At 62.9% G+C, this 25,900-nt stretch carries 24 protein-coding genes, 1 CRISPR repeat array and 1 riboswitch (1 of these 26 running past the window's edge); of the genes, 11 read left to right on the top strand and 13 right to left on the bottom strand.

The genetic code is table 11. The features are described from left to right. A CRISPR array of direct repeats spans positions 1-1,405; the repeat unit is 28 nt; unit sequence TTTCTGAGCTGCCTGGGCGGCAGCGAAC (it extends 5,891 nt beyond the left edge of the window). Between the two features lie 130 nt (positions 1,406-1,535). The 6 genes from cas6f to cas1f form a co-directional block, all read right to left on the bottom strand. Next, positions 1,536-2,105: a type I-F CRISPR-associated endoribonuclease Cas6/Csy4 gene (cas6f, locus tag QWY79_RS08970; protein WP_290271945.1), complete on the bottom strand. Its 570-nt coding sequence runs from the start codon at positions 2,103-2,105 to the stop codon at positions 1,536-1,538. A 3-nt stretch (positions 2,106-2,108) separates the two neighbouring features. Further along, positions 2,109-3,140, bottom strand: a complete 1,032-nt coding sequence (gene csy3 / locus QWY79_RS08975; protein WP_290271947.1) for a type I-F CRISPR-associated protein Csy3 — start codon at positions 3,138-3,140, stop codon at positions 2,109-2,111. Positions 3,141-3,157: 17 nt separating this feature from the next. Then, the gene (gene csy2 / locus QWY79_RS08980; protein ID WP_290271949.1) at positions 3,158-4,117 is read right to left on the bottom strand and encodes a type I-F CRISPR-associated protein Csy2; all 960 of its coding nucleotides are present in this window, start codon (positions 4,115-4,117) and stop codon (positions 3,158-3,160) included. Continuing rightward, on the bottom strand, positions 4,110-5,480 hold the full coding sequence (gene csy1 / locus QWY79_RS08985) for a type I-F CRISPR-associated protein Csy1 (protein ID WP_290271951.1): 1,371 nt from the start codon (positions 5,478-5,480) through the stop codon (positions 4,110-4,112). Before csy1 ends, csy2 begins: the two co-directional genes overlap by 8 nt. Before the next feature lie 76 nt (positions 5,481-5,556). Next, positions 5,557-8,913 carry a type I-F CRISPR-associated helicase Cas3f gene (gene cas3f / locus QWY79_RS08990; protein ID WP_290271952.1) on the bottom strand — a complete coding sequence of 1,119 codons (3,357 nt, stop codon included), beginning with the start codon at positions 8,911-8,913 and terminating at the stop codon, positions 5,557-5,559. Next, positions 8,910-9,884: a type I-F CRISPR-associated endonuclease Cas1f gene (gene cas1f / locus QWY79_RS08995; protein WP_290271954.1), complete on the bottom strand. Its 975-nt coding sequence runs from the start codon at positions 9,882-9,884 to the stop codon at positions 8,910-8,912. Before cas1f ends, cas3f begins: the two co-directional genes overlap by 4 nt. Before the next feature lie 167 nt (positions 9,885-10,051). On the opposite strand from cas1f, the gene QWY79_RS09000 reads away from it, so the two are divergent. Further along, on the top strand, positions 10,052-10,921 hold the full coding sequence (locus tag QWY79_RS09000) for a WYL domain-containing protein (RefSeq protein ID WP_290271956.1): 870 nt from the start codon (positions 10,052-10,054) through the stop codon (positions 10,919-10,921). 51 nt (positions 10,922-10,972) lie between these two features. Here the strand turns inward: QWY79_RS09000 and QWY79_RS09005 are convergent, their stop codons facing one another. Continuing rightward, complete coding sequence (locus QWY79_RS09005; protein WP_290271959.1) at positions 10,973-11,521, bottom strand: outer membrane beta-barrel protein; 549 nt, start codon at positions 11,519-11,521, stop codon at positions 10,973-10,975. A 111-nt stretch (positions 11,522-11,632) separates the two neighbouring features. Between QWY79_RS09005 and QWY79_RS09010 the strand changes: the two genes are divergently transcribed. From QWY79_RS09010 to QWY79_RS09025, 4 genes are read left to right on the top strand one after another with little or no spacing between them, the layout of a single operon-like run. Next, on the top strand, positions 11,633-11,782 hold the full coding sequence (locus QWY79_RS09010; RefSeq protein WP_290271961.1) for a hypothetical protein: 150 nt from the start codon (positions 11,633-11,635) through the stop codon (positions 11,780-11,782). Further along, the gene (locus tag QWY79_RS09015) at positions 11,782-12,516 is read left to right on the top strand and encodes a metal ABC transporter ATP-binding protein (protein WP_141321796.1); all 735 of its coding nucleotides are present in this window, start codon (positions 11,782-11,784) and stop codon (positions 12,514-12,516) included. The genes QWY79_RS09010 and QWY79_RS09015 overlap by 1 nt, the downstream gene beginning before the upstream one ends. Continuing rightward, on the top strand, positions 12,500-13,390 hold the full coding sequence (locus QWY79_RS09020; protein WP_290271965.1) for a metal ABC transporter permease: 891 nt from the start codon (positions 12,500-12,502) through the stop codon (positions 13,388-13,390). The genes QWY79_RS09015 and QWY79_RS09020 overlap by 17 nt, the downstream gene beginning before the upstream one ends. A gap of 18 nt (positions 13,391-13,408) precedes the next feature. Further along, complete coding sequence (locus tag QWY79_RS09025; RefSeq protein WP_290271967.1) at positions 13,409-14,515, top strand: metal ABC transporter substrate-binding protein; 1,107 nt, start codon at positions 13,409-13,411, stop codon at positions 14,513-14,515. A 194-nt stretch (positions 14,516-14,709) separates the two neighbouring features. Here QWY79_RS09025 and gloA read toward each other — a convergent pair whose 3' ends face one another. Then, a complete protein-coding gene (gene gloA, locus QWY79_RS09030) occupies positions 14,710-15,243 on the bottom strand; it encodes a lactoylglutathione lyase (RefSeq protein ID WP_290271969.1) in 534 nt (177 codons plus the stop codon). 152 nt (positions 15,244-15,395) lie between these two features. Between gloA and QWY79_RS09035 the strand changes: the two genes are divergently transcribed. The 5 genes from QWY79_RS09035 (at position 15,396) to thiE (ending at position 18,873) form a co-directional block, all read left to right on the top strand. Then, the gene (locus QWY79_RS09035; RefSeq protein ID WP_290271972.1) at positions 15,396-15,737 is read left to right on the top strand and encodes a hypothetical protein; all 342 of its coding nucleotides are present in this window, start codon (positions 15,396-15,398) and stop codon (positions 15,735-15,737) included. Between the two features lie 66 nt (positions 15,738-15,803). Then, positions 15,804-16,298, top strand: a complete 495-nt coding sequence (locus QWY79_RS09040; protein ID WP_290271973.1) for a C40 family peptidase — start codon at positions 15,804-15,806, stop codon at positions 16,296-16,298. A gap of 311 nt (positions 16,299-16,609) precedes the next feature. After that, complete coding sequence (locus QWY79_RS09045) at positions 16,610-17,248, top strand: peroxiredoxin (RefSeq protein WP_141321924.1); 639 nt, start codon at positions 16,610-16,612, stop codon at positions 17,246-17,248. Between the two features lie 69 nt (positions 17,249-17,317). Beyond that, a riboswitch (TPP riboswitch) is annotated at positions 17,318-17,418 on the top strand. Between the two features lie 32 nt (positions 17,419-17,450). Then, positions 17,451-18,257 carry a hydroxyethylthiazole kinase gene (thiM, locus tag QWY79_RS09050; protein ID WP_290271977.1) on the top strand — a complete coding sequence of 269 codons (807 nt, stop codon included), beginning with the start codon at positions 17,451-17,453 and terminating at the stop codon, positions 18,255-18,257. Then, on the top strand, positions 18,247-18,873 hold the full coding sequence (thiE, locus tag QWY79_RS09055; RefSeq protein ID WP_290271980.1) for a thiamine phosphate synthase: 627 nt from the start codon (positions 18,247-18,249) through the stop codon (positions 18,871-18,873). The genes thiM and thiE overlap by 11 nt, the downstream gene beginning before the upstream one ends. Positions 18,874-18,882: 9 nt before the next feature. Here thiE and QWY79_RS09060 read toward each other — a convergent pair whose 3' ends face one another. From QWY79_RS09060 to hglS, 4 genes are all read right to left on the bottom strand, one after another. Further along, positions 18,883-19,758 (bottom strand): DMT family transporter, encoded by an 876-nt coding sequence (locus tag QWY79_RS09060; protein WP_290271981.1) that lies wholly within the window; start codon positions 19,756-19,758, stop codon positions 18,883-18,885. Between the two features lie 152 nt (positions 19,759-19,910). Then, a complete protein-coding gene (locus QWY79_RS09065; protein WP_290271983.1) occupies positions 19,911-21,512 on the bottom strand; it encodes a D-alanyl-D-alanine carboxypeptidase in 1,602 nt (533 codons plus the stop codon). A 140-nt stretch (positions 21,513-21,652) separates the two neighbouring features. Beyond that, positions 21,653-22,441: a sulfite exporter TauE/SafE family protein gene (locus QWY79_RS09070; RefSeq protein ID WP_290271986.1), complete on the bottom strand. Its 789-nt coding sequence runs from the start codon at positions 22,439-22,441 to the stop codon at positions 21,653-21,655. Then, positions 22,431-23,792 carry a 2-oxoadipate dioxygenase/decarboxylase HglS gene (hglS, locus tag QWY79_RS09075; RefSeq protein ID WP_290272027.1) on the bottom strand — a complete coding sequence of 454 codons (1,362 nt, stop codon included), beginning with the start codon at positions 23,790-23,792 and terminating at the stop codon, positions 22,431-22,433. The genes QWY79_RS09070 and hglS overlap by 11 nt, the downstream gene beginning before the upstream one ends. A gap of 260 nt (positions 23,793-24,052) precedes the next feature. Between hglS and QWY79_RS09080 the strand changes: the two genes are divergently transcribed. Then, on the top strand, positions 24,053-24,958 hold the full coding sequence (locus QWY79_RS09080) for a LysR substrate-binding domain-containing protein (RefSeq protein ID WP_290271988.1): 906 nt from the start codon (positions 24,053-24,055) through the stop codon (positions 24,956-24,958). Here QWY79_RS09080 and QWY79_RS09085 read toward each other — a convergent pair. After that, the gene (locus QWY79_RS09085; RefSeq protein ID WP_290271989.1) at positions 24,955-25,860 is read right to left on the bottom strand and encodes a LysR family transcriptional regulator; all 906 of its coding nucleotides are present in this window, start codon (positions 25,858-25,860) and stop codon (positions 24,955-24,957) included. The genes QWY79_RS09080 and QWY79_RS09085 overlap by 4 nt on opposite strands. Between the last annotated feature and the right edge of the window lie 40 nt (positions 25,861-25,900).

Raw genomic sequence — 25,900 nt, forward strand, 5'->3', positions numbered from 1 at the left:
TGAGCTGCCTGGGCGGCAGCGAACCCAGGCCTCGATACGCGGGGCGCTCTCGGTCATTTCTGAGCTGCCTGGGCGGCAGCGAACTTCATGCATTTGTGGCCATGTCACGCGAGTTTTTTCTGAGCTGCCTGGGCGGCAGCGAACATCGGCAAATGAGGAACGCTTAACCGCCCGCTTTTCTGAGCTGCCTGGGCGGCAGCGAACGCATATCCAGTCCCGGGCGTCCTGCTGGTCGTTTTCTGAGCTGCCTGGGCGGCAGCGAACTCCGCACGGTCTGTCGCCTAACTCGGTGGCGGTTTCTGAGCTGCCTGGGCGGCAGCGAACGGTTTCAGTGAGCCCGCCAACGTGCCGTGGTTTTTCTGAGCTGCCTGGGCGGCAGCGAACAGGCCGGGGGCGATGACGAGGCCGATGTGATTTTTCTGAGCTGCCTGGGCGGCAGCGAACATCAGTGCGTTGACAGCCAGAGAGCCGGCCATTTTCTGAGCTGCCTGGGCGGCAGCGAACTGGTATTTGAAGCCCCGTTCTGGTTGGTCGCCTTTCTGAGCTGCCTGGGCGGCAGCGAACTTTTGAACGTCGCTTCTGCGCCGCCATCCACCTTTTCTGAGCTGCCTGGGCGGCAGCGAACGCGGTACAGGACGCCCAGGACCTCCATGGGAATTTCTGAGCTGCCTGGGCGGCAGCGAACTACCCACTCATGCTCGCGCACCTCGCCGGTCTTTTCTGAGCTGCCTGGGCGGCAGCGAACATCTCTTGCATGGGAACTCCCGACTGCCGGGTTTTCTGAGCTGCCTGGGCGGCAGCGAACGCAGAACGCCGCCCAGTTGGCGATGTCCTCGATTTCTGAGCTGCCTGGGCGGCAGCGAACGGTAGTCTGTGTAAGCGCGGTGCATGTCCGCTTTTCTGAGCTGCCTGGGCGGCAGCGAACTCCCCCTAGCCCGTATTTCTGCATCTCGGTAATTTCTGAGCTGCCTGGGCGGCAGCGAACTTCACCATTTCGATGAAATCGCGGTGGGGCTTTTTCTGAGCTGCCTGGGCGGCAGCGAACTGCCGGACAAGGCCAGCATGGCCCGCGTCGATTTTCTGAGCTGCCTGGGCGGCAGCGAACCAGGGCAGGGCGCTAGACTGGAATCGTGGTTATTTCTGAGCTGCCTGGGCGGCAGCGAACGCTCAGCGAGCAGCGCCTGGCGCTCGCCGAGTTTTCTGAGCTGCCTGGGCGGCAGCGAACGCCCTAGCCAAGCGTGACAAGCGCACGCCGGATTTCTGAGCTGCCTGGGCGGCAGCGAACGCCGGCGCATGCCGGTCTTGGGCTTATTGATTTTTCTGAGCTGCCTGGGCGGCAGCGAACGCGAGCAATGGGGTCGTCGCCATCGTCCTGCTTTTCTGAGCTGCCTGGGCGGCAGCGAACTAGAATTTACCACAGGTAACTAGTTGATTGTTAAAGAGCTGCAGGGAAAATAAAGCGCCATACCCTTTTTCAGGGCATGGCGCTAACCCATTGATTTATATAGGTGTTCTAGTAGGTCGTGCAAAAAGGGTCAAAACCATGGCACTGTTGCCTCGCGGCTAAGTCCATAGTGGTTGAAACTCCCCGTTATTGGCTCCGACTGCAGGGTTCCATGCTCAATGAACAACGCAAAACGTTGCCCGCTAGAGCGGCTACCCACTTTTACGAACGGTAGTGAAATCTTGCGCTCAGCGGGTGTCGACATGCATTGGCGGGCCTCCTCTTCGCTGATGTCGTGACGACGAGCATATCGCTTGACCCGGCTGGGCCCTCCAGTGTTGAACTGACGCCGAAACACGTGACAGTGGCGCGCTTCCGCCGGAATCGGCGCAATGTCCGCCACCTCTACGTGGTCTCGCATACCCGCCAGCCACGGGAGCGCCATCAGCTGTTCAAGACGGCTCTGATAAGCGTGCAGCCGCAACCGATCCCCCGGCGTGCGTGCCCGCACGCCGGTCTTGTGGTCGGGCAGGCTAACGCCGATATCATCAGCCTGCAGATCAAACAGAGCCCGATGGAGCTTGCTGTAGAGCGCATTCATCAGTATTGCCGCCGGAAACTCGGGGTCAGGGCGTAGCCGAATATCGAGATAATGATCCATGGCTTACCCCGCTTCGCCGAAGACACCACCGCGAATCAAGGTCGCCATCACGAAGTGCTGTTGCTCCGTGTTCGGTACTTGGTCCTTGAGCATCCAGTTATCCAACAGCGAGTAGAAATCCACCTTCTGCTTGGGCTGGCGGTAGGCTGTGCCTTGAGTTGTCACGGAGCCATAAGGTTCGACGGCGATGGGACCAAGATCGCTGCCATCTGCCGGCGCCGGATACCAGGTATCGATGGTGCGAATGGCATTGCCCAGCTTCTGGGAATGAATTCCTGCCACGCCATCTACTTGATAAAGCGTCTTGCTTTTGTCACCGCGCCCGCGTTCAAGAATCAGCTCTTGCGAAGGAAAGACTTCTTGACCCAAGCCCACATGCGCAAAAGCGATAACCTCAAGGATCAGGTGACGTTTACCCTCCAAGGCAGCGGCGATATCTTGCGCAAGTGCCTGGGTCTCCGTGTCATCATCAAAACCTCGCAGTGATAGACTCAGTGCATCGAATGTCCACTCTTGCGCAACCTCGCCGTACTCCATGCGTCGAATGCGCACTTCAACTTGTTCGGCACCGACACGGTTACGCCACAGAAAACGGCCATTCGCCAGATTGTGGGCATAACGACGCGCTAACTCGTTAAACCCTTGCGTCTGCACATACTCCGTAACGGCTTGTTGCAACTTGGCTTGATAGTCGGCGTTATTACATGCCGATGGCGTGCCAGCGCCACCCAGCACTCGCAACGTAAAACGTGCCATCAAGGTGTCGGCCTCATGTGGCAAGGTCGCGACGTCGACAGTCTGGAGGTTGGGGTTCTCGATTGCAGCATCGAGCTTCGCTGGATCCTGCTCCTTAGCCTTGAGACGGTTGGAGATCGTACCGCGTACTGACTTTTCACGAATCGTAACCGGCTGCCAGCCCTCCAGCACATCACGCTGGGACCACTGCCCAGCGTATAACAGTGCATCGGAAGGGTCGAGCTTACGCTCGAAAGCGAGAACGGAAGCGGTCTTAAGTGCGTCGTCTTTCTTAGCCATCTTTCAGCTCCTGGTCATTAAGTGCGCTGGGCACGCTGGATATAGTCATTATTGAGGCGATACAAACCGGCATCGAGATCGTTATCGACATACCAGAGTAAATCCTCAGGGGACGTCAAACGATGAGGGCTAACCCACTCGCCGATGGAGTAAATGCTTTCCACGAAACGGAACGGAACTTGCGTATCTCGCGCATTCGCCACGCTGCCCGGTTCGAACTGCTCCGAGATCGCGCTATAGCCCACCGGAATCGGAACCAGCCAACCCGGGTAAGGGCGCCGTATTTCCCAACGCACCTCGTCATCCTCGGCATCGACATGGCATTGATGGTTGAGACGCGAAAGGTCAAGCCAGGCATCCAGCGCTGTCGCGTTTTCGTCTTCAGCTTGTAGAGTCCGAGAGTGCTCGGAAAGACGATCATCGCGTAATACTAGGGCGAAGCCTGGCAACCACCGGCGTTTCAAGCGCTTGAATTGTTTTTCGCGTTCACTGGGATCATCATCCAGCGCAAGCCACCTGGGACCTTGCCGGTCAGGAGAAACCTGAGGGTTCGGCATCACACTGCCACCCGCGATGCGCATCCCGGCTACGATATCTCCTGCCTGTTGAGCAATATGCTGGCGCTGTTCGTCCGAGGCTTTGGCATCGATAGCGAATATCAGGGTGATATCCAGATGCATGCGCCCTTCTTCGACAATCGACGCTGTACCACCGGTTTTATCGACAGGGTTACGAGTGAGGTGAAAGGCGCGGGTATAACCGCCCTCGGTCGCTTGCGCCTCGACGTCATGGCACACCACCCCGACACGCTCCAACGATACGTTCATATCCGCTGCGGCGAGCTTGCGTTCCAGCGCTTGCATCATGCCCACAAAAGCACTCATGGCTGGAAAGCCCCATGTCATCGGGCTCGAAATTGCATTAGCGTTTTGCACGCGAAGTCGTGGCAGTACCAGAAGGTTATTAACGTTACTCATTACCTTCCTCCTCCCAGCCGTCGATACTGTCCAGATCGTCCATCAATGCTTCCATCCAACGACGGTCACTATCCAGCAGGCGTTGATGGGTAGCATCCTGAGAAAGCTCCTTATGCCAATGGCGAAACTCCACATCGCCCAAAGGCAACTTTCCGCCAAGCGCCTTGTTGAGCCAATTGGCGAATCGTCGCCGAACCTCACCGGGCCAGTCGGTGTTATTGCGCGCTTCCCGAAAGTCGCTATCGTTCTGTGCCCGGCCAGGGTCAAGCCAGAAAGCCTCTTCCATCGACAGGCGACAGTTTTCGTCAGCACTCCAGCCCGGCGATAGCTCATGCATCTGCATCGTAAACAACGCGAGCTCATCCAGGATCATCGCAGTGTAGTCATCGCGAAGATCACGGGTATGCATATCCGTGTTGGGGTCGGTTTCCAGAAAACCCTTAAGGTCACGTACCAATGACCGTACTTCCTTTCTCCGACCAAATACCCCGGGATCGTCTAGTACCGAATCGACCGTTAGCGGTGGGCGAATGTCACGTACATTCCAGCGGGGTGGTAACGAAGCCAGCAAGTAATTACTACCGCCTCGTTCACTATTCAATTGCGAGATATTCTGCGGCTTGGTACCGCCCATCTTTTGTGCAGCGATATCAGGGTAATCATGAACTTCTTGTTCGCACAGCTTGCCTTCACGCTTGGCCTTTCGGGCCTCCTTGGCCTCGTCACTGAAGCGGTCATGATTGATCGTCTGGAAGACGCGATGCGCCAGCGATGTCGCATAGAGCGGCGCCAGTAGGTGGAAGTCGTCATTATCGACCGCATCTTCGCCTGTCAGCCAGTACATTTGCTTGGCAAGGGAATGAGAGGCGTGCCCGCCGCGAGGCTCGGTAATGCCAGAAAAAGCCTTCATCCAAGCCTGTGACTGCTCCGAGTCGTCGCTCAAGGCACGCGCTAGCTCGGTGTCTTTCTCAAGCACCCACTCCAGCAATGATTTGCCGTCGTACTCGAGCTTCAAGAATTTATACACATCGAGAGCGGCGGCATTACCCACAACATCGCCATTGAAGTCCGCCGGCAACACATGGCTTCCCACCGCTTGATGCTTGTCAAGAGACGCAGGGGGCGCATAGAGATTAGAGCCCTTGGCATCTGGGTGGATAGGTTTGAGGGAGTGTGTCACGACTTGTAGTTGACTGACACGTCGCGCTGCGTCGTTGAGCCAGTTCTCACGCAGGAACTGTTCAACCAGCGCTTGGTACTTGGAATCATCGGGAGTCAGCTTTTCCGCTTTGGTATCGAACCGATCCTTTAAGAATCGCTCAACCAAATCGCGCATCCCTGCGGCTTTTTGTGTCATTGCCATATATCACCTTAATCGGCATGATCGTTGATTTAATAATTGCTTATCTACTAATTCCCTTGCTTTATTTTTGAGTTCTCTAATTTTTAACAAACCCCAGCATGGGGTGATAGCGCCAGCCATGCGTGCTTTCGGGTACGCTGACGATGCCAAATGTCTGTGCAGCTCGGTCAAGCGGGATATCCAGATCCTCGGCGAGGTAGGTCAGAGCCGTCAGGTAGTCATCGGTTCCCCAGGGCTGAATCCTGTCGCCTTGCTGCATCGCCAAGTCGACTCGCGTCAGCAGGCTTTCTTCCACCTCCACGTAAAGCGTTTCGCCACGCTTGGTACCGTCCTCAACCCGATGCAGTGTCCAGGTTTCACCGCCATCGTCAGGCAACAATGCTAGTTCCACATCCGTCTGCGTTTGCTGCCGGAATGGCTGACGCTGTATGAGCACGCCGGTCAAGTGCATGCGGGGCACGACATACCAGCTATACGCCCCCAGAGGAGGTAGCGGCGGCTCCTTGCCTAACCGAATCTCTTTCTTGGTCAATGGTGCAGCGGGCTGCTCGATCATCTGCGTTGTCAGCCGTTGATGTTCCAGGTCTACTAGGCTTTCACGGGGTTGTAGAGCCTCACGTTCCAGGACGCGGGGGCTGGCATCAATCACCTGATACTCTTCCGGGGCTAGTAGTGAATTAAGCGAGTGGTCGATGAGTCGCCAGGACTCGTCCGTCTCGAACCCCGGGCGCTGGAAGGCGAGGCGCCCGGGGTCTTCCAGATGTTTGAGGTTGGTCTCCAGGAGTTGAATATTCGGCGTATCGCAGCGCTTGTCACGATGACGCCAGACACGCCCGGCCAGTTGAATGATCGAGCGCATGGAAGAGGGCTCGACAATCGCCCAGTCGTAATCGTGGTCGCGACCGACTTCGGTTACCGGCGAGCCTAGAACGATAAATAACTGATCCCTCTCTTCGCTACTATCCAGCAAGCGACGTATATCCGATTGCTGAAACACGCGTTCTGGTTCGCCATCATTGGGCTCATGGCGCTGCAGTGTTTTATCTAACCGGCGTTCGATCGCCGAGCGCATGACTAGCGGATGGCGGGAATGATAGACACAAAGGTGAATCCGCTGGCCATCGAGGGCGCCCAACTGAAACAGTTCGGTCGCTACATCTACCAGTGGGTCGATATTGGCCATGCGTATCAGGCCAAAGCTCACACGCTTACCCGTTACCGGATCGTGAGAGTGGTGGCGTTCATGCAGCTGGCTCGCTTGATCACGAAACAGTTCCGCCAGCCCCGCGCGAACTTCTTCCTGCCGCTTGCCCAGTGATGGCATAGGGATGAGTTCTCCCCGCCTTCGCACAGGGGTATCGGCCAAGCGCTTGAGTCGACGTCCAGCAAAAGCGGCATGCGCAGCGCTGAACGCGTCACCATCGGCACAGTCTTGATGCTGACGATCATTTTCATCGAACCACGCGCAACAAATCTCCACCGGCAGGCCCGGCTCCCCGCGATGACGCTGGTAGGCTTCACGCCCACTGCGGTAGGCATCGTACAAGCCGCGTACCAGGGCGGGAGGCAAAGTGGCCGATGACAGTAACACGCGCGAGCCAAGCAGCCCCGCCCAATGGACCAACCGTGTGAGCGCGGGTAGGTCGTTGATATCGAAGTCGTCGATTTCATCAAGCACCAGGTCACTGCTCATCAGGCGCAACATGGGGACGATCTGCTGGCCCCCTCTGGTGCTTTCGGTCGCCGGCATCAAATGATCCACAGTGCATACCAGAATGGGGGCAGCCGCCAGCGAGCGCGTTCCCGGCTGATCTCCCAGACGTTTCAGCAGCGGGTGGCTCTCGAAGTTGCCCTCGAACACGACGTGAGCATCTTCATCAATCAGCCCCTGCCGAGAGGCGGAGCCACTGGCCTCTGCGTCACGCTCATAGTGATCGAAAAGGGCCTTATTGGCACTGCCACCAACCCTCACCGCAAGTTCGTCTTCTCCCAGGTTGAGGCGCTCACGCAAGGCTTGACCGGTTTGCAAGGTGAGCGTGCGCAGTCCCAGCGCAATACTAAAGCGTGCGCCCTGCTCCGGGTCAGCGAGCGCATACAGGATACGTCCGTTGGCCAGTGTCTTACCGCAGCCCGTGGAGGCCATGTTAATACCGAAAAAGCCTTGGCGCTGGCTGCGTTCACGCAGCGACTGGGCGAGATCGAAAGCCTTGTCCTGCCAGCGAAAGCGCGCATGCTTACTACGCTTGCGGAAGCCTTTATGTCGCGCCAGACGTGGCAGGTGAGTATCAACACTGGGTAGCGCTCGCGCAGCTACTGCTGCATGCTTTTCGACCCCCAGAATATGCTCATCCAACAGTTGGTTCGGCTGCCCCGTCTTGCGCACGGTATTGGCAACCAGTGGATACTGCGACTCGCCTGATACACGATGCGCAGGATCTTCGAGGCTTGAATAGTGATGATCGGCAAGCATCAAGCACAAGCGGGATAGGTGCATGACATACGGGCTATCCAGCCAATTGACTCCGCCGGAATGACGTTCCAATAGACGTTTCGCTTGTCGAGAGGCACGTTCGCGCCAACGTCGAGTCTCCACCGGTAAGCCATGCTTGAATTGCCAATAGGGAGCAATACGTGATGACTCTTGCGTTGAAGGAATTTCATTCCACTGCGCGTCGATAAGTCCTAGAAGATCGTCCAACTGCTCCATTTGTAGCGTGACATTGCGGCTCCCCCAGCGTGTCGCCGGGTCCGACGTGTCGTCGGGAGGCTTGAGAGGTAAACGATGGTGGCTAATGACCAGCCAGCCAAGCGCAGCCGCTAACGGCGGCAATCGGCGGAATACAGCGGAGGGGCTGGCATCGAGCCCATCGCACTCCAACGCCTCTAGCCAATCTTGAGTCTGATAGCGGCCTTCAGCGAGCCGCGTTAACCAGGTCGCGTCATCGTCATTCCCAACGAAGGCTTGGAAAAGCCGCAGCGACACCCACTCATGGCGGTACACGTTGCGCCCTTCCAGCTTGCCTTGCAGACGTTTCTGGAAAGCTTCGGTCGCTTTCCCCAAGTCATGCAGCAATGCCGCCATGGAAGCCAGCAGCCGTATATCTTCGCCACTATGCCAGTCGTTTTCGTCTTCGCGACGTAGGATATCCCGAGACGTGGTATTAGTGGGAACCGTTCCCTGTAGATTGAAGCGCTTGGCATCGCCGACCACCCACATCAGCTCACTGTGGTCATGGCCACGAATCCAGTGACACGCCACGGCGGTATTCTTGCGGGCGGTCTTGCGCAACAACTTCCGGAGAGTGTTGAGCCCCTCAAGAGTGATGGGGGTTTGCCAGGTACGCTCGCCTCGACGTTCGGCAAATTGATCCAGGATGCGCCGCGTTTCCTTGAGCGCGTTCTTGTTGCATTGCGACACCAGCAGCACATTCATGCGTCCGGCCCTCCGAGGTCGAGGGCTACGGCTTTTAGCGTGTCGATCATGAAATCGAGAGACTCGGTGCGCGTTAACCGCTCGATGCAGGCCTGCCGAAACTCTTGTTCCTCGTCACCGCGCATGGCCGACAGAAAGGCTTGCGGGAGGATGATGGCATCCTTGACCAGGTCCGCCACATCAAACACCAGACCGCCACGACGGGTCTTGCCATGCAATACCGCCAGACCATGGGGAATGCCCAGCACCCATGTCGCTGTGGCGGCCAACCCATAGGCCAGATAGTTGCCATGATCGAGAAAGCGGTTGGCGGGATCTGTACCACCGCCTCGCTTGGCACGGGTGAATTCACCGTAATCCACCGCTTGGGTCGACAGCTTGAACAGCGTTTTGGTCAAACGCGCTTCCAGGGTCAGCAGCTCCACCGTGTCAGCAGCCTCGGCAATGGCATCGCGATGCTGGGATAACGCGTCACTAAGTCGCTCCCGCGAGCTCTCAAACCCGGCGTCCTGAAGCGCACGGCTTTGCCAAAGGGCTTCGATGCGCGATATCCGTGCCATTTGAAAAGCCCGTGCCGCTTCGAGCCGTTTGGCATCGTCAAACCAGAAGTTTACCCAGTGCTGCAGGTATTCGGTGGGGCGATATTCACTCTGGGGTGTCAGCCAGGCAACATCGACATCCACTTCATTGGCTGCAAAAAGCGGCGTACCTCCACCACCACAAAACCCTACCAGGACACCGGCTTTAGCCAGCTCGCGCATGGCCGCCTGTGTGATGGATGTTCCGGTACCCAGCAATAAGGAAGTGGTGTTGGCAATCGGGATATTCCAGTAACTAGACTGCTTGCCTTCATCGGTGACGTATTCAACACGACCGTCCTTCACCAGCACGCGGCAATGCTGCAGGTAATACAGGTTGGCGCGTTTGGAATGCAGAATGGTCTTGAGGTCCGATGGAGAGATATCGTCCATGTCGTTGCCCTGCCTGCCCTATGTCTGACTACATCCAAGCACGCCTTCCTTTACTCTCGCCACCACTGGACATTCATCCACAACACTCTTCAACCCGGCCTGTTGAAGGTGAGCTAGAATGCGGGGGATGATGAGCAACCTGGAATATGACAGCCATGGAGGGAGTCATGTCATCGTTGACGACCATCCCCTGGGATACGCTGGCCCGATATCGCTTGATCGAGATCCTGGCGTTGTGGGAAGGGCGCGTGGCGGCCGGCCAGATCGGTGAGGCGTTCGGCATCGGGCGCCAGCAGGCGCAGAAGGTGCTGCGCGCGTATCGCCAGTTGGCACCGCACAACCTGAGCTATGATCGGCAGCGTCATGGTTACCTGCCCAGCTCGGCCTTTGTGCCGCTTTTCACCCAGGGCCGGGTTGATGAGTACCTACGCCTGCTGAATATTCACGACACCCTGGATTCGCCGTTTGCCGGCTTGAGCATGGGGGCGGCGAACACCGAGTCGCTGCCGATGCCGAGCCGGGCGATCACGCCGGCGGTGGTGCGCGAGCTGGTCCGGGCGTCCCGCGAGAAGCGTCGCCTGGAGGTCAATTACGCGTCCTTTTCCAGCCCGGCAGGCGAGGGGCGGATCATCGTGCCGCACACCCTGGTGTTTGCCGCCGGGCGCTGGCATGTGCGCGCCTTCTGCGAGAAGAACCGCGAGTATCGCGACTTCGTGCTGAGCCGCTTTCGCGGTGTACCGGAAGATGTGGGGCCGATGCTGGGCCGGCATGATGCGGAAAATGACGAACGCTGGCAGACCCGGGTGGCGGTGCGTCTGATTCCCGATCGCCGCCTGCCCCAGGCTGAACGCGAGCTGCTGGCCATGGATTACGGCATGCCGGATGGCGAATTGGAGCTGCATTGCCGGGGGCCGCTGGCGCGCTATGCGCTGCGCGAGCTGGGCGTCAATCCGAATCATGCCGAGGCCAACCCGCGCGCTCAGCAGATCGAGATTGCCAACCGCGACTCCCTGGCCTCCTGGATTCTGTGGTCGTGACTCCCCTGGCCTGATGCCCGGCCGCTGTGGCCGGGCCTTCGGACGAGCCGGTCAGAAGGTATAGACCACGCTGGCCGTCACCATGTCGAGGTTGCCGATGTCGTCGGTATCCAGGCGTTCGACTTCCAGTCGCCCGGTGACATCGAGCAGGCCGGCCCGCACGCCCAGGCCATAGACGGGCGAGGTGCCGGAGAGGTCGGCGTCGATACCGGCGCCGCGCCGCTCGGCGTCCCAATCGGCCATGCCGGCCTTGCCGTAGAGACCGACCGGCCCGAGGCTCCAGCCCAGCACGCCGGTGGCCTGCACGCTGTCCACGTCCAGGCTGGCCGCCTGGCCATTGGCGCTGCCCTTGAGTGAGTCGGCATTGACGTAGGCCAGCTCCCCGCCCACGTCGATGAACGGCAGCCAGCTGAAGTTGTAGCCGCCCACCAGCTTCCAGTGCTCGGTCTCGTCGTCGAACCGGCCGTCGCCATGCGTCTGGCCGGCGCCACCGCCCAGGTAGAGCCCGGTTTCACCGGTAGCGAAGGCATTGGGGGCGGCCAGGCCCAGCAGGCCGGCCAGGCCGAGGGCGCCGAGAATCGGCAGTGTCGCGTTGCGCATTATCGTCACGTCCATTCGGGGAAGTTGCCGGGGTATTTTATCAGTCTTGCCGGGTTGGCGGCCCAATGATGTTATGTTATAACTTCCGCGCATTTTCGGAGACCGATCACCATGGCACACCGTTCTCACCGACATCGCCCCGAGGGGCCCTGTCATTTTTCCTTGATGTCGCTCTCGGCCAGCCGGCGCTTGCTGCTGGCAGCGGCACCGCTGGCCGTGCTGTGGCTGGCGGTGGCCTGGGTGCTGGGAGGCGCGGGCTGATGGCACGCCTGACGCTTCAGGACCTGCAGCTGGCACGGGGTGGCCAGACGGTACTCGAGCATCTGGACGGCAGCTTCCAGGATGGTGCCATCACTGCCCTGATCGGCGCCAACGGGGCCGGCAAGAGCACCCTGATCTCGGCGCTCATGGGCATGTTGCCGCCGGTCGCCGGCCGCGTGGCCTGTGAGGTATCGCGCGAGCGTTGCGCCTGGCTGCCGCAACAACTGGCCCTGGATCTGACCTTCCCGATGAGTGTCGAGGAACTGATCATGACCGGCACCTGGCCGAGCCATGGCGCCCTCAAGGGCTACTGCGCCGCGCACTATCGGCGGGGTCGCGAGATCATGGCGCGCCTGGGCATCTCGCACCTGGCGCACCGCCAGCTGGGCGAGCTCTCCGGTGGCCAGCGCCAGCGCGCCCTGATCGGCCGCACCCTGATGCAGGAGGCCGAGCTGCTGTTGCTCGACGAGCCCTTTGCCAACGTCGATGGCGAGACCGTCGAGGTGATGATGGAGGTGCTGCGCGACATGGCCGCCGCGGGCGCGACCATTCTGGTGGTGCTGCACGACATGGAGCAGCTGTCGCGCCTGGCCGATGATGTGCTGCTGCTGGCCGGTGGCCATGGTCGCTGGGTCGGCACCGAAGCGCTGCTCGATCATCACACCGGGCAACCGGCCCGGGCTCCCCGCCTGCCCATTGATTTTTCGGATATTCACCATGCTGGCACTGCTTGACGCCTGGCTGCTCGCGCCCTTCGAATACGGCTTCATGAACCGCGCCGCGGTGGCAGGCCTGGCCCTGTCGCTGGCGGCCCCGCCGCTGGGCGTGTTCCTGATGCTGCGCGGCATGAGCCTGATCGGCGATGCCATGTCCCACGCCATCCTGCCGGGCATCGCACTGGGCTTTCTGTTCGCCGGGTTCTCGCTGCCGATCATGAGCCTCGGCGGGATTCTCTCCGGCCTGGTGGTGGCGGTGCTGGCGGGCAGCGTCTCGCAGATGACCGGGCACCGCGAGGACTCGGCCATGGCGAGCTTCTTTTTGATCTCGCTGGCCGCCGGGGTGATGCTGGTCTCGCTGGGCGGCAGCAGCGTGGACCTGACCCATGTGCTGTTCGGCTCGGTGCTGGCGGTGGATACCACGGCGCTGCTGCTGATCGTCGGCATCGCCACGCTGATCGTGCTAATGCTGGCGATCATCTTCCGGGCGCTGGTGGTCGAGTGTCTGGACCCGCTGTTCCTGCGCGGCCAGGGCGTGCGCGGCGGCCTGGTGCATGGCGTCTTCCTGGGCCTGGTGGTGCTCAACCTGACCGCCGGCTTCCAGACCCTGGGCACGCTGATGGCCGTGGGCCTGATGATGCTGCCGGCGACCACGGCGCGCTTCTGGAGCCAGCGGCTGGAAGGCCTGATTGCCCTGGCCATCGTCATCGCGCTGGTCGCCAACCTGGGCGGCCTGTTGCTGTCGTTCCACCTCAGTCTGCCGTCCGGCCCGGCCATCATCCTGACAGCCGGCCTGGCGTATGTCCTCTCGGCGCTGTTCGGCCGACACAACAGCCTGGTTGCCCGGCACCGGTTGCGCGCCGCGCCGCTGAACACGCCATCCACTGACTGACTCGAAGGGAGCTCACGCATGCCATCCGCTCATCGCTTCACACGCCGCGCCAGCCTCGTCACCGGCCTTGCCGCCCTGCTGGCCATGCCCTCCGTGCTGGCCGCCGAGCGCGTGCAGGTGGTCGCCAGCTTCAGCATTCTCGCCGATATGGTCGAGCAGGTGGGCGGCGAGCATGTCGACGTCACCTCGCTGGTCGGCGCCAATGGCGATGCCCACGTCTACTCGCCGCGCCCCGACGACGCCCGCCAACTGACCGAGGCGGACCTGGTGGTCTTCAACGGCATGCACTTCGAGGGCTGGATGGAGCGCCTGCTGGAGTCCGGCGACTACGCGGGTACCCGGGTCGTCGCCACCGACGGCATCAGTGGCCCCGGGGCGGCCGAGTCCGCGGAGGATGGTAGCCAGGCGGCACACGACCATGGCGATCACGCCGAGCACGACCACTCCGGGCATGATCACGCCGAGCACGAGCAGGCCAGCCACTCGCATGCGGCCCATGATCACCAGCACGATCATGGCGGCGAGGATCCGCACGCCTGGCTGGACCCGGTTCTCGGCAAGATCTATGTCGAAAACATCCGCGATGGGTTGATCGAGGCGGACCCGGCGCACGAGGCGGCCTATCGCCAGCGTGCCGAGGCCTACCTGGCCGAACTGGAGGCGCTGGATGCCGACATTCGCGACCAGATGGCCGCCCTGCCCGACACCACCAGCGTGATCACCGGGCATGATTCCTTCAGCTATTTCGCCCAGGCCTATGATGTCGAGTTTCTGTCACCGGCCGGGCTGACCACGGCGTCGGAACCCAGCGCGGCGCACATGGCCGAGCTGATCGACGTCATCAAGGCCAACAATGTGCAGGCGCTGTTTCACGAGAACATGACCAGTCCGGCCATCATCGACCAGCTGGCCGAGGAGACCGGCCGTCCGGTGGCCGGCACCCTCTACTCCGGCGCCCTGTCGGACGAAGGCGAGGCCAGCACCTATATCGGCATGCTGCGTCACAACGCCCGCGTGCTGCACGAGGCCCTGGGGCAGGACACGGCCCCCGCCGATGCATCCCATGAAGATGAACACGAGCATGGCGATCATGATCACGACCACGATCATGGTCATGAGCACTGAGGCGCTGTGAGGACGCCGGCCAGCAACGCTTGCGCATCGCTTTGTTGGCCGCAACGTGCATGGTGCTGCACTCGACGCAAGGCAAGCTCAATCCATTGCCCTACGACACCTGGCCGCACTCGCGGCTCGTAGCTCGTAGCTCGTAGCTCGTAGCTCGTAGCTCGTAGCTCGTAGCTCGTAGCTCGTAGGCGATGTTAATCGCCCTTGCTGGCCATGCGCTCGGCCTCGACGACCTCGATCCAGTAGCCATCGGCGTCCTTGACGAAGATCACATCCGGCATCTTGCCCTGATCGGCGCGCTTGATGAACTCGACGTCATTGGCGTCGAACCAGGCCTGGGCGGCGTCCAGGTCAGGCACCGAGAAGCAGATATGACCGAAGCCCTGCGGCTCGGCGTTGCCGTCGTGGTAGGCGAAGTCGGCCTGGTCTTCGGTGCCCCAGTTATGCGTCAGCTCCAGCAGGCCTTTCTGACTGAAGGTCCAGACGCTGCGCTGGGCAGCATCCTCGGGTACTGCATCGCCCTCTTCCAGCCTGGCCAGGAAGTAGAGCGAGAAGCCCATTTCCTCGAAATCCAGCTTGCGCAGGACCTGCATGCCGAAGACGCGCGAGTAGAACTCGAGCGCGGTCTGCGGATCCTTGACGCGCAGCATGGTGTGGTTCAAGCGGAATCCCCGGGTCTCGCTGGCCGGGGCCTGCACGCCGGGATGCTGTTCGCCCTGAAAGCTCATGTCATGCTCCTTGTCTGGTCGCAAATAAGGTCGTGCAAAGGTGTACCCCCTTGCATGGGGGCGCGGCCCGCGGATTTCCACCCGTCTCGGCATGGCAGTCATCGCAGGGGGAATCTACATTCAAGTAGTACACCGCTACCAAGGGGGTCATCATGACCACCGACGCGACACTGGGTGACCATATCACCTACAAGCAGCTGGTCCGTGCCGTTTCTCACGGCTTTGCGCCGATCGTGGAAGTCGAGTCCCAGGATGGCATCTACACCGTGCGCTTCCACCATGCCGGCGGAGTATCCACGCTCTCCGACAAGGAAGGCAGGACCTGCACCTACCTGGGTACCGGGCAGATCCGTGAGCTGCTGGGCGAGGCGGGACTAACGCATGGCGTGCTCACCTGGGATGACCAGTGCGGTGACGAGATGATCGGGGTGCCCGGACACGCCATGACACCGGAAGAGCGCCTGACGCACGGCACGCGTATCGCCTTCCAGTGAGGGCCGCCAGGGGTTAGGCTTGGCGAGTGATGCCCACATCCTTGCCCAGTGCCTCGGGAGCCCCGCATGTCAGCCTGCCCCAACCCTGCTCGCCCCTGCCTGCCGCGCTGGCCACTGGCGTTGATGCTGTTGCTGTGGCTGGCCGGTTGCGCCGGGCCGGACCTGGCCACCCGCGACGCGGGCGGCCTTTCCATGGAACGCACCATGATCCTGGCGGAAGCCCGTCAGGCACTCGGCACACCCTATCGCTATGGCGGCGATACCCTCAGCGGCCTGGACTGCTCGGGGCTGGTTCAGCTGACTTACGCCCGCGCCGGCATCAGCGTGCCGCGCACCTCCAGTCAGCAGTTCGACCGCCTGCCGCCCATCGACACCGCCCGCCCGGGGGATCTGTTGTTCTTCGACACCAGCGGCGGCGGCGATGCCAGCCACGTCGGCATCTACCTGGGCAACAATCGGATGATTCATGCCCCGGGGCGCGGGCGCCAGGTGACCACCACCCCGCTGGGGCTGGATTATTGGCAGGAGCGGTTTCTCGGCGCCGCCGCGCCGGCACCTTGATTTGGCCGAGTCACGAGAAACGAGCTGCGAGCAGTTGGGAGTCGAGATAATGCGCGGTGCTTGCCCAGGCACATGGCGAGTATCGAGTAGCGAGGGACGAGCGGCTGGGAGCCGGATTGATGCCACGGTGCATATCCATGCACAGGACGGCTCGAAGCTCGTATCTCGAAGCTCGAAGCTCGAAGCTCGAAGCTCGTGCTAACCATATCACCACAGGTTGTTTCCCCAACCCATTGCCCCCATGTAATGCTGAGGCCGTCGATACGGCAGCGCGTGGGCGATGCCATCAACTCAACCCAGAGGAGCCTGACATGTCATTGCAACTCGGCGATATCGCACCAGATTTCACGCAGGAAAGCACGGCTGGCACCATCAACTTCCATGAGTGGGCCGGGGACAACTGGGTCATCCTGTTCTCGCATCCCAAGGATTTCACCCCGGTGTGCACCACCGAGCTGGGTGAGGTCTCGCGGCTCAAGCCGGAATTCGACAAGCGCAACACCAGGGCCATCGGCCTGTCCGTCGACCCGCTGGAAGACCATGAAAAGTGGGCCGGCGATATTCAGGACACCCAGGGCCAGGGCCTGAACTTCCCGCTGCTCGCGGATGGTGATCGCAAGGTCAGCGACCTGTACGGCATGATCCACCCCAACGCCAACGACACCCTGACGGTGCGTAGCGTCTTCATCATCGATCCGAACAAGAAGGTCCGCCTGACCATCACCTATCCGGCCAGCACCGGTCGCAACTTCGCCGAAGTGCTGCGCGTGCTGGACAGCCTGCAGCTCACCGACGAGCACAAGCTGGCCACACCAGTGAACTGGCAGGATGGCGATGACTGCATCATCGTACCGGCAGTCAGCAACGAGGAGGCGCAGAAGCTCTTCCCACAAGGCTGGGACGAGCAGAAGCCGTATCTGCGTGTGGTCAAGCAGCCCAAGCGCTCTTGATCGCCCGGCGGCGGTGGCCGATGCCACTGCCGCCTCTTTACAGATGCGGCGCCACCGCGGATAGTAAAAGCCTGACGACAGGGGCGCCGGCGGCGATGCCGACCGGCTGAGATGCACCCTCACCACCTGACCCGGATAATGCCGGCGGAGGGAGTCGTGCCGGCCCTGCCTCGCTGGCACCTCCCCTCGCCCGGGAGTTGCCATGCACAGCATCGATCTCGCCAGCCACCTGCGCCGCATGCGCCAGGCCCGCCCGCTGGTGCACAACATCACCAATCATGTCGCCATGAATACCATGGCCAATGTGCTGCTGGCGCTGGGCGCCTCGCCGGCCATGGCCCATGCCCGCGAAGAAGTCGCCGAGTTTGCGCGCCTGGCCGGGGCCGTGACCCTGAACATCGGCACCCTGTCGCCGCACTGGGTGGATGCCATGGAGGACGCCGCCCGCGCCGCCAATGAGGCTGGCACTCCCTGGGTACTCGATCCCGTCGCGGTGGGCGCCACGGCGCTGCGCCGTGATGCCGGCCAGCGTCTGCTGGCGCTTTCGCCGACCGTCATACGCGGCAATGCCTCGGAAATCCTGTCACTGGCGAATCAGGGCAGTGGTGGCCAAGGCGTCGACAGTACCGACACCAGCGACGATGCCGAGAGTGCCGCCGTGACGCTGGCACAGCGCACCGGTGGGGTCGTCGCCGTGACCGGCGAAACGGACCTGGTGACCGACGGTCGGCGCCTGGCACGTATCGCCGGCGGGCATGCCCTGATGCCGCTGGTCACCACCCTGGGCTGTGCCCTGAGCGGCGTGGTAGGCGCATACCTGGCGGTGGCCGAGGATCCCTTCGAGGCCTGTGTGGCGGCACTCGCCAGCTATGCCGAGGCCGGCCGCCTGGCCGGCGAAGAGGCGCAGGGCCCCGGCAGCTTCAGCGTCGCCTTCATCGACGCCGTGTATCGACTCGACCCCGAGACCCTGAACCGCCAGGCCCGAGTGGAGCTCTACGATGCGCCTTGATCTCTCGCTCTATCTGGTCACCGACCCCGAACTGTGCGCCGAGCGCGGCCTGGAAGACACCGTCCTCGCCGCCGTGGCAGGCGGCGTGACCCTGGTGCAGCTGCGCGACAAGCAGGCCGGCGATGCCGAGCTGATTCCGGTGGCCCGACGCCTCAAGGCTGCCCTGGCGGGTAGCGGCGTGCCGCTGTTGATCAATGATCGGTTGGAGGTCGCCCTGGCCAGTGGCGCCGATGGCCTGCATATCGGCCAGGACGACGGCGAGGTCCATGAAGCCCGCGCCGCCCTGGGGCCGGAAGCCATTCTAGGCCTTTCGGTGCAGACCCATGACCAGCTGGCCAGGGTCGATACGACGCGGCTCGACTATCTGGGGCTGGGGCCGGTGTTTGCCACGCCCAGCAAGCAGGACCACGCGGCCCCGCTCGGTTTCGACGGGCTGGCCGCCCTGGCCGGCGCCAGCCCACTGCCCACGGTGGCCATCGGCGGTCTCAAGGCCGAGCACGCCGCGGCCGTGCAGCGCGCGGGCGTCAACGGCATGGCCGTGATCTCGGCCATCTGCGGCACACCCGACCCGCAAGCCGCGGCGCGCGCCTTTCCGTACTTCGGCCAGACCTGCTGAGTAGCGATCTCAGGCCGTGGGGCGCCGATTCAACGCCACGCGCCGCTCATGGTAGGCGATCGCCAGGCCACTGAGGATGATCAGCGAGCCGCCCACCAGCACCCACAGGTCCGGCACTTCGTCCCAGATCCACCAGCCCAGCAGCACGGCCCACAGCAGTGCCGTGTAGTCGAAGGGTGCGGCCAGCGCCGCGGGGGCGTAACGGAAGGCCAGGGTCAGCCCGATCATGGCGCCCACCCCCAGCACTCCGGCCAGCAGGAAGAACGGCCAGTGGATCGGCGCCGGCATCTGCCAGACCCAGGGCAGGGTCGCCGCCGACACCAGCATCGGCACCAGAGTGGTGTAGAAGACCATGGCCCAGAGGTGCTCGCGATCACCGTAACGCCGCGCGGTGATCATGGTCAGCGCATAGCAGATCGCCGCCCCGATCACGATCAGGGCCGCCGGCTGGAAGCTCTCTCCGCCGGGACGGACCACCACCAGTACGCCGGCAAAGCCGACCAGCGTCGCCAGCAGTGTCGTGCGATCGACCCGCTCACCCAGCAGCGGCACCGAGAGCAGATTGACGAACAAGGGCGCGGCGAAGGCGATGGCCGTGGTCTCGGCCAGCGGCAGCAGCGTCAGCCCCCACATGAAGCAGACCATGGTGCCGGTGAAGACCAGCCCGCGCAGCAGGTGGCCCCCCGGCCGACGCGTCCTGAGCTTGCGCAGCCCGCCGCTGAACCGCGCGATCAGGGCGATCAGCGGCAGCGACACCAGGGTGCGAAAGAAGATGATCTGCAGCGGCGAGTGCGTCTCGCCCAGCCACTTGGTAATGGCATCGCCGAGTGCCAGGCACAGCACGCCGCCGCACATGCACAGGATGCCCTTGAACGATGACGACATGACCTCTCCTCGTCGCTGTGCCGTCGCAATGAAACACCCCACCGGCAGGGCCGATGGGGTGCTGAATAGCCTGGGCCCGGTAACGGGCTACCACCTTGACGCTAACGACTCGGGCAGGACGCGGCAACCCCGCCCTTGGTCTCAAGCCTGAATCAGAACGATGCCTGCACCACCATGCAGTCCATCCCCTGAGCCTGCAGGCGACGGCAGGCACTGCGCGCCTGGCTCTCGCCCATGTCCACCAGGCGGGCCCGATAGACGCCGGCCTCGGCCACGTGCGGCACGGCTACACGGGCATCGGCCAGTTCGGAGGTCAGGCGTTCGGCGGCCCGCGCCGCGAGGCGACGCGCGTTGTCCGAGTCGCTGAAGGCGCCGACCTGCACGCCCCAGCTCCCCGAGGCAGCCGGCTGGTCCTGCTGCTCGGACAGATCGCGAATCGGATCGGACTCGCCGGCAGCCGACGCGGACGCCTCTGCATCGGACGTTGCGGAGGACACGACCGGCCCCGGCTCGGGCGTCGAGGCGTTCGCCTCGGATGCGGTGGTGCTGGAGGCCACGCTACTCGAGGAGGCGGCACTGGACGCAGCGCTACTGGCCGAGGCGTTGCCGGATGACTCGTCGATGGACGCCACCACCGGGCCGGATGTGGATGATGTCGACGCGGCGGGCTGCTCCTGCCGGGGCGTCGAACCGGCGTCTCCCATGCCGGTCTGGCGCGTCTCCGCGACGATGGCTTCGTCACTCGACGGGGCGCTGACCGACCCGGCATTCGCGCCGGCCGCGGATGGCGAGGACGAGCGCGATGCCGGCAGAGAGGCCACCGAGTTGCCGCGGCTGGCCATCATGCCGCCGGAAGACGGCATGGGACGCTCGCTGCGGGGCAGCAGGTAGTCGTTGGCGATGCGGGTATTGGCCAGGAAGCCACGGCCGTTATCCAGCGACGAGCGCATGAAGCCTCGATTGAGCAGGTCGGTCATGTGCTCATCCCGCGAGGACGAGGAGTAACCGCCCATGACCACCGACAGCATGCGCCGCCCGTTACGCTTGGCCGAGGTCGCCACATTGAAGCCGGAGGCGCGGATGAAGCCTGTCTTGAGGCCATCGGCACCGGGATAGGTGTCGAGCAGGTTGTTATGGCCGGTCACCGTCTTGCCGCGCCAGGTGAAGCGGGTCTTCGAGAAGTAGGGGTAATACTGGGGGAAGTCGAGCATCAGACGACGCGCCAGCATGGCCATGTCGCGCGCCGTGGTGACCTGGCGGTCATCGGGCAGGCCGGAGGCATTGCGGAAGGTCGTATCCTGCATGCCCAGTTCGCGTGCCCGGGAGGTCATCATGCGCGCAAAGTGTTCCTCGCTGCCGCCCAGCGCCTCGGCCACCACAACCGCGACGTCATTGGCGGAACGCACGATCAGGGACTTGATCGCCGTTTCCACCTCGATGCTGCTGCCCGGTTTCAGCCACAACTTGGTGGCCGGCATCTTCGATGCCGTGGACGACACCGGCAGGCGCTGGTCGAGGGTCATGCGGCCTTCATCCAGCGACTCGAACAGCATGTAAAGGGTCATCATCTTCGTCAGGGAAGCGGGATACCGCGGCTCATCGGCATTCTCGGCGTAGAGAATCTCGCTGGTTTCGGTATCGACCACGATCCCCGCGTAGCGCGGGTTCTGCGCTTGAGCGGTGCTGGCCAGCAATGTCGCGATGAAAAACAGGGTCAAGGCGAAGCACCATCGCCGTGTCGTTATGCGCCCCATGGGCTCTTCCTCTAGCGTTGTGACGTCTGCTGCACATGCTGCATTATGAACCAGATCGCCGCCCTGTACAGGGGACAAGCCCCTATTATTCAGCCTTTTTCACGACATTGCTGGCAAAATTGCGCTTTCGGGGCGGATTATCATGCTCCAGCACCGATCAGGCCGAGGCGCTGTACGCCCAGCCAGATCAGGCGCAGCGCCAGCAGGGTCATGCACCAGCGGAACAGGCCATCGAAACGATGCTCCGTGAGCCGCCCGAGCAGGCGCAGGCCCAGCCAGGTGCCGACCACACCGGCGGCGATCATCATGGCCATCAGGGCCAGCCAGTCATGAAAGATGAAGCCGGCCATGCCGAAGACAAAGGCCTTGGTCAGGTGCTGCAGGGTCATGCAGGCCGCAAAGGTGGCCACCGTGGTTTGCCGCGCGCCGCCATGCTGCTTGATGAAGGCGGCCACCAGCGGGCCACTGGCGCCGACGAAGCTGGACAGGAAGGTCGTCACGGCACCGGCCAGGGCGGTGCCCGCGCGCCCCAGGCTACGTTTGGGCAGCCCCGGTCCCCAGAGAGTGAAGAGCACGAAGCCGGCGATGGAGAGCTCCAGCACGCCGGCGGGCAGACGCACCAGCAACAGGCTGGCCAGCCCGGCGCCGGCGATGACGCCGGGCACGAAGGCACCCAGAATCGGCCAGTTGAGATGGCGCCAGGTCATCAGGGTACGACCGGCATTGGAGCCCAGCTGCACCATGCCGTGCACCGGTACCAGCGCCACCCCGGGCATGACCTGGGCCATGGTCATGATCAGCAGGGTGCCGCCGCCCACACCCATGGAGGCACTGAGCATCGAGGTCAGGGTCGAGAGTCCGATCAGCAGCAGCGCGACCCCGCCCTCGAGGGGTGAGAGACTATTCAGCCATGCCAGGCTATCCAGCATCACTCAGCGCGGCCATCACGGCGTCGATGGAGCCCTGTTCGCGCCTGGCATACAGCGCCAGCTCGTCGGTCACGGCCGCGCCCAGTGACGCCTCGAAGGCCGCGCGATTGGCATTGCCGGCATAAGCCTGATTCTGGTCACCGCCTAGGTTGGACTGGAAGATGCCCGCGGCACTCACCGGCAGGAAGTCCTCATAGGTGATCGGCTGGGCGCTGACCAGGCCCTGCTCGATCAGCGCCTCCAGGTCGGTCTCGGCCACCAGGCCGGCCTCGTGCCCGGCCCGGGTCAGACGGTAATCGAAAAACGCCAGCCCCCGGCGACGCAACTCGCCATGGGTATCCGGGAAAGCCTGAAAGACCTCGCCGAGCACCTGCTGGTGCGCGTCGTTGGCCAAGCCGGCGGTGTGCTGTCGCGCCTCCTTGAGCAGGCGGTCATAGAGCGCGCGTCCTTCGGGGGTCAGCGCCACCCCGCGCTGCTCGATCTCGCCGAAGCGGGCGGTGTGGCTGCCCTGCCGCTCGCCGACGAAACGCGTCGGCTCTTCCAGGGCCTTGAAGCTGGTCTGGCGCAACAGGATCGGGCAGTCGCGGCGCGGCGGGCCTTCGATGACGTCCTTGGGCGTGATACCGACCGCCGGCATGCGTCGCTGTACCTCGTCGATATCCAGGGTGCGCGGCGTCAGATGGTTGATGTGCGGCCCGCGAAAGCAGACCACGTCGGCGATCAGGCGGTGCTCGGCATGCAGGGCCTCATAGGTATCGAGATCCACGGTGGCATCCTGATGCCAGCGAAACGTCTCCAATGCCTCGCTGACGAAGCGATCGGCCTGCTCGCTGGTCAGCCCGCCCTGGCGTTCGCTGAGTTCGATCAGCTCGCGTGCGCCGGGGGTGAAGATGTCGCGCCGGGCGAGAATCTCGGCGGCCCGCTCGCGCAGCTCGGGGCTTTCGATGAGTTCGAGACGCAGCAGCGAGGTGAAGACCCGGAACGGATTGCGCGAAAGCGCCTCGTCCTCGACCGGCCGGAACGCCGTCGAGTGCACCGGCACCCCCGCTTCAGACAGATCGTAGTAGCCCACCGGGAACATGCCCATCACCGCGAACAGCCGACGCAGCATGGACAGCTCCTCGGGCGTGCCGACACGAATGGCGCCATGCCGCTCGACGCCCAGGCGGTTCATTTCATCGTGGGCTTCGAGTCGCTCGGCCAGCCCGGGGTCGTTGTGCAGGGTTTCCTGATTGACCTCCGCCACCAGCTCCAACAGGGTGCCGTACTGCGGCACTTCATCCTGATACATGGCCGACATGGCGCGGGAAAAGCGATCACGAATCTCGTGATGCGACACCGGAGACGTCATCGTGCCTACCTCTGTGTTGTCGTGCTGGCGTTCCAGCACGTCCTGGAGCTTGTCATTCATGGGCCACCGCGGGGCATTCGACACCCGGATCGGCGGCCATCCTCCTGGCATGAGAACAGAGCCAGCAGCGTGCCGGCAAACGAAAAAAAGCGGGCTATCCATTCCCTGTGCTCATGCACCCTGCACCACCCTGCCTTACAATGCAGATAACCCGGCAGATGCATGAACACCCGGAATCCTTGCCAACACGGAGATCGGCCATGAGCGCCCGCCACCTGCCCGCGACCATGACCATGCAGTGTTTCGAGGCCGCGGCGCGTCATCTGAGCTTCACGCGCGCCGCCGATGAACTGAGCATCACCCAGAGCGCCGTCAGCAAGCAGGTGGCCCAGCTAGAGGACTATCTCCAGCACAAGCTGTTCCGGCGCGTGCGGCGTAACCTGGTGCTGACCCCCGAGGGCTCGCTGTATCTCACCGAGGTGCGCCGGATACTGGCCCAGATCGAGATGTCGGCGCACTCGATCATGACCTACCGCGGCCAGGCCGAAGCCCTGCGCGTCGCCTGCCTGCCGACCTTCGGCGCGCGCTGGCTGGCGCGGCAGCTGCCGGCTTTCCTGGACGCCAACCCACGGATCGACCTCAGCGTTCACGACCACGTCGAGGCCTTCGACCTGGAGCGCGAGAACATCGAGGTGGCGATTTTCCACGGTCATGGCCACTGGCCGAACCTGGAGTGCCACAAGCTGTTCGAGGAGGAGGTCGTCGCCGTGGGCGCACCGGACTATCTGGCGCGCCAGCCCGCGCAACACGCCGCCGACCTGGCCGAGCGCCGCCTGCTGCATCTCGCCACCCGCCCCGATGCCTGGCATCGCTGGTTTGCCGATCAACACATCGCCAGCGAGCACAGTTACCACGGTACCCGCTTCGAAACCTTCCAGATGCTGATTCGCACCGCCATGAGTGGCGGCGGGCTGGCCCTGGTGCCACGCTTCTTCGTCGCTGATGAACTGGCCGCAGGCCGGCTCGTGCTGGCCTGGCCACATGTCATGCGCGGGCCGGATGCCTATTACCTGGTGTACCCCGAGCACCTCGGCGAACTGCCCAGGGTACGCCGCTTCGTCGACCATCTCCTGGCGTGTGCCGCGGCCGAGGCCCCGATCGACTAGCCGGGGCTGGCAGGGCGATCGAGGTGCTCGAGTATCCAGTCGGTGAAGCCCTTGACCTTGCCCACTTCGGCCTTGTGTTCCGGGTAGGCCAGATAGTAGGCCTCGCGACTGGTCAGCCCGAACGACCAGGGCACGCTCAGTTGACCGGCCGCCAGTTCCTCCTCGGCCAGGAAGCGCGGCACCAGCGCCACGCCACAGCCGGCGCGGGCGGCACGCAGGGCCATGTCGAAGGTATCGAAACGCGGGCCATGATAACTGTGCTCGGTATAGCAGCCCTGGGCCGCGAACCAGTCATGCCAGGCCTCGGGGCGGGTGGCGTTCTGCAACAGCACCAGTCGGGTCAGCGCCAGCGGCTCACTGATGCCACCGGGCGGAACCGCCGAGGGCGCGCAGACCGGCACCCGCTCCTCGTCGAACAGGCGGATGCACTCGGCTCGCGGCCAGGCGCCATGACCGAAGAAGAAGGCCACATCGACCCGCTCTTCCTCCAGGTCGAAGGGCTCCGAGCGATTGGCGATGTTCAGGTAGGTGCGCGGGTGGCGAAAGCGAAACCCATTGAGCCGCGGAATCAGCCAGCGAGCGCCGAAGGTCGGCAGGGTGGTGACATTGAGCACCTCGCTCTGCCCGCCATAGGACTGCATGTAGCGCGTGGACATCTCCACCTGGGCGAGGATCTTGCGCACCTCGGTGAGGTAGAGCGCGCCTTCCGGCGTCACTTGCAGGCGCTTGCGCACCCGGCGAAACAGCGGATGCTCCAGGGTCGACTCCAGCTGGGCTACCTGCTTGCTGACCGCACTCTGGGTCAGGTTCAGTTCATCGGCGGCGCGCGTGAAGCTCATGTGCCGCACCGAGGCCTCGAAGCACTGCATGGCGGTGAGAGTGGGCAGGTGTCGACGGCTCATGTGGCCCTCTTTCCGGTTCAGAAAACAGCGGGGTCAGGAA

Origin of the sequence: Halomonas sabkhae, from assembly GCF_030409265.1 — a bacterium.
Classification (GTDB): domain Bacteria; phylum Pseudomonadota; class Gammaproteobacteria; order Pseudomonadales; family Halomonadaceae; genus Halomonas; species Halomonas halmophila.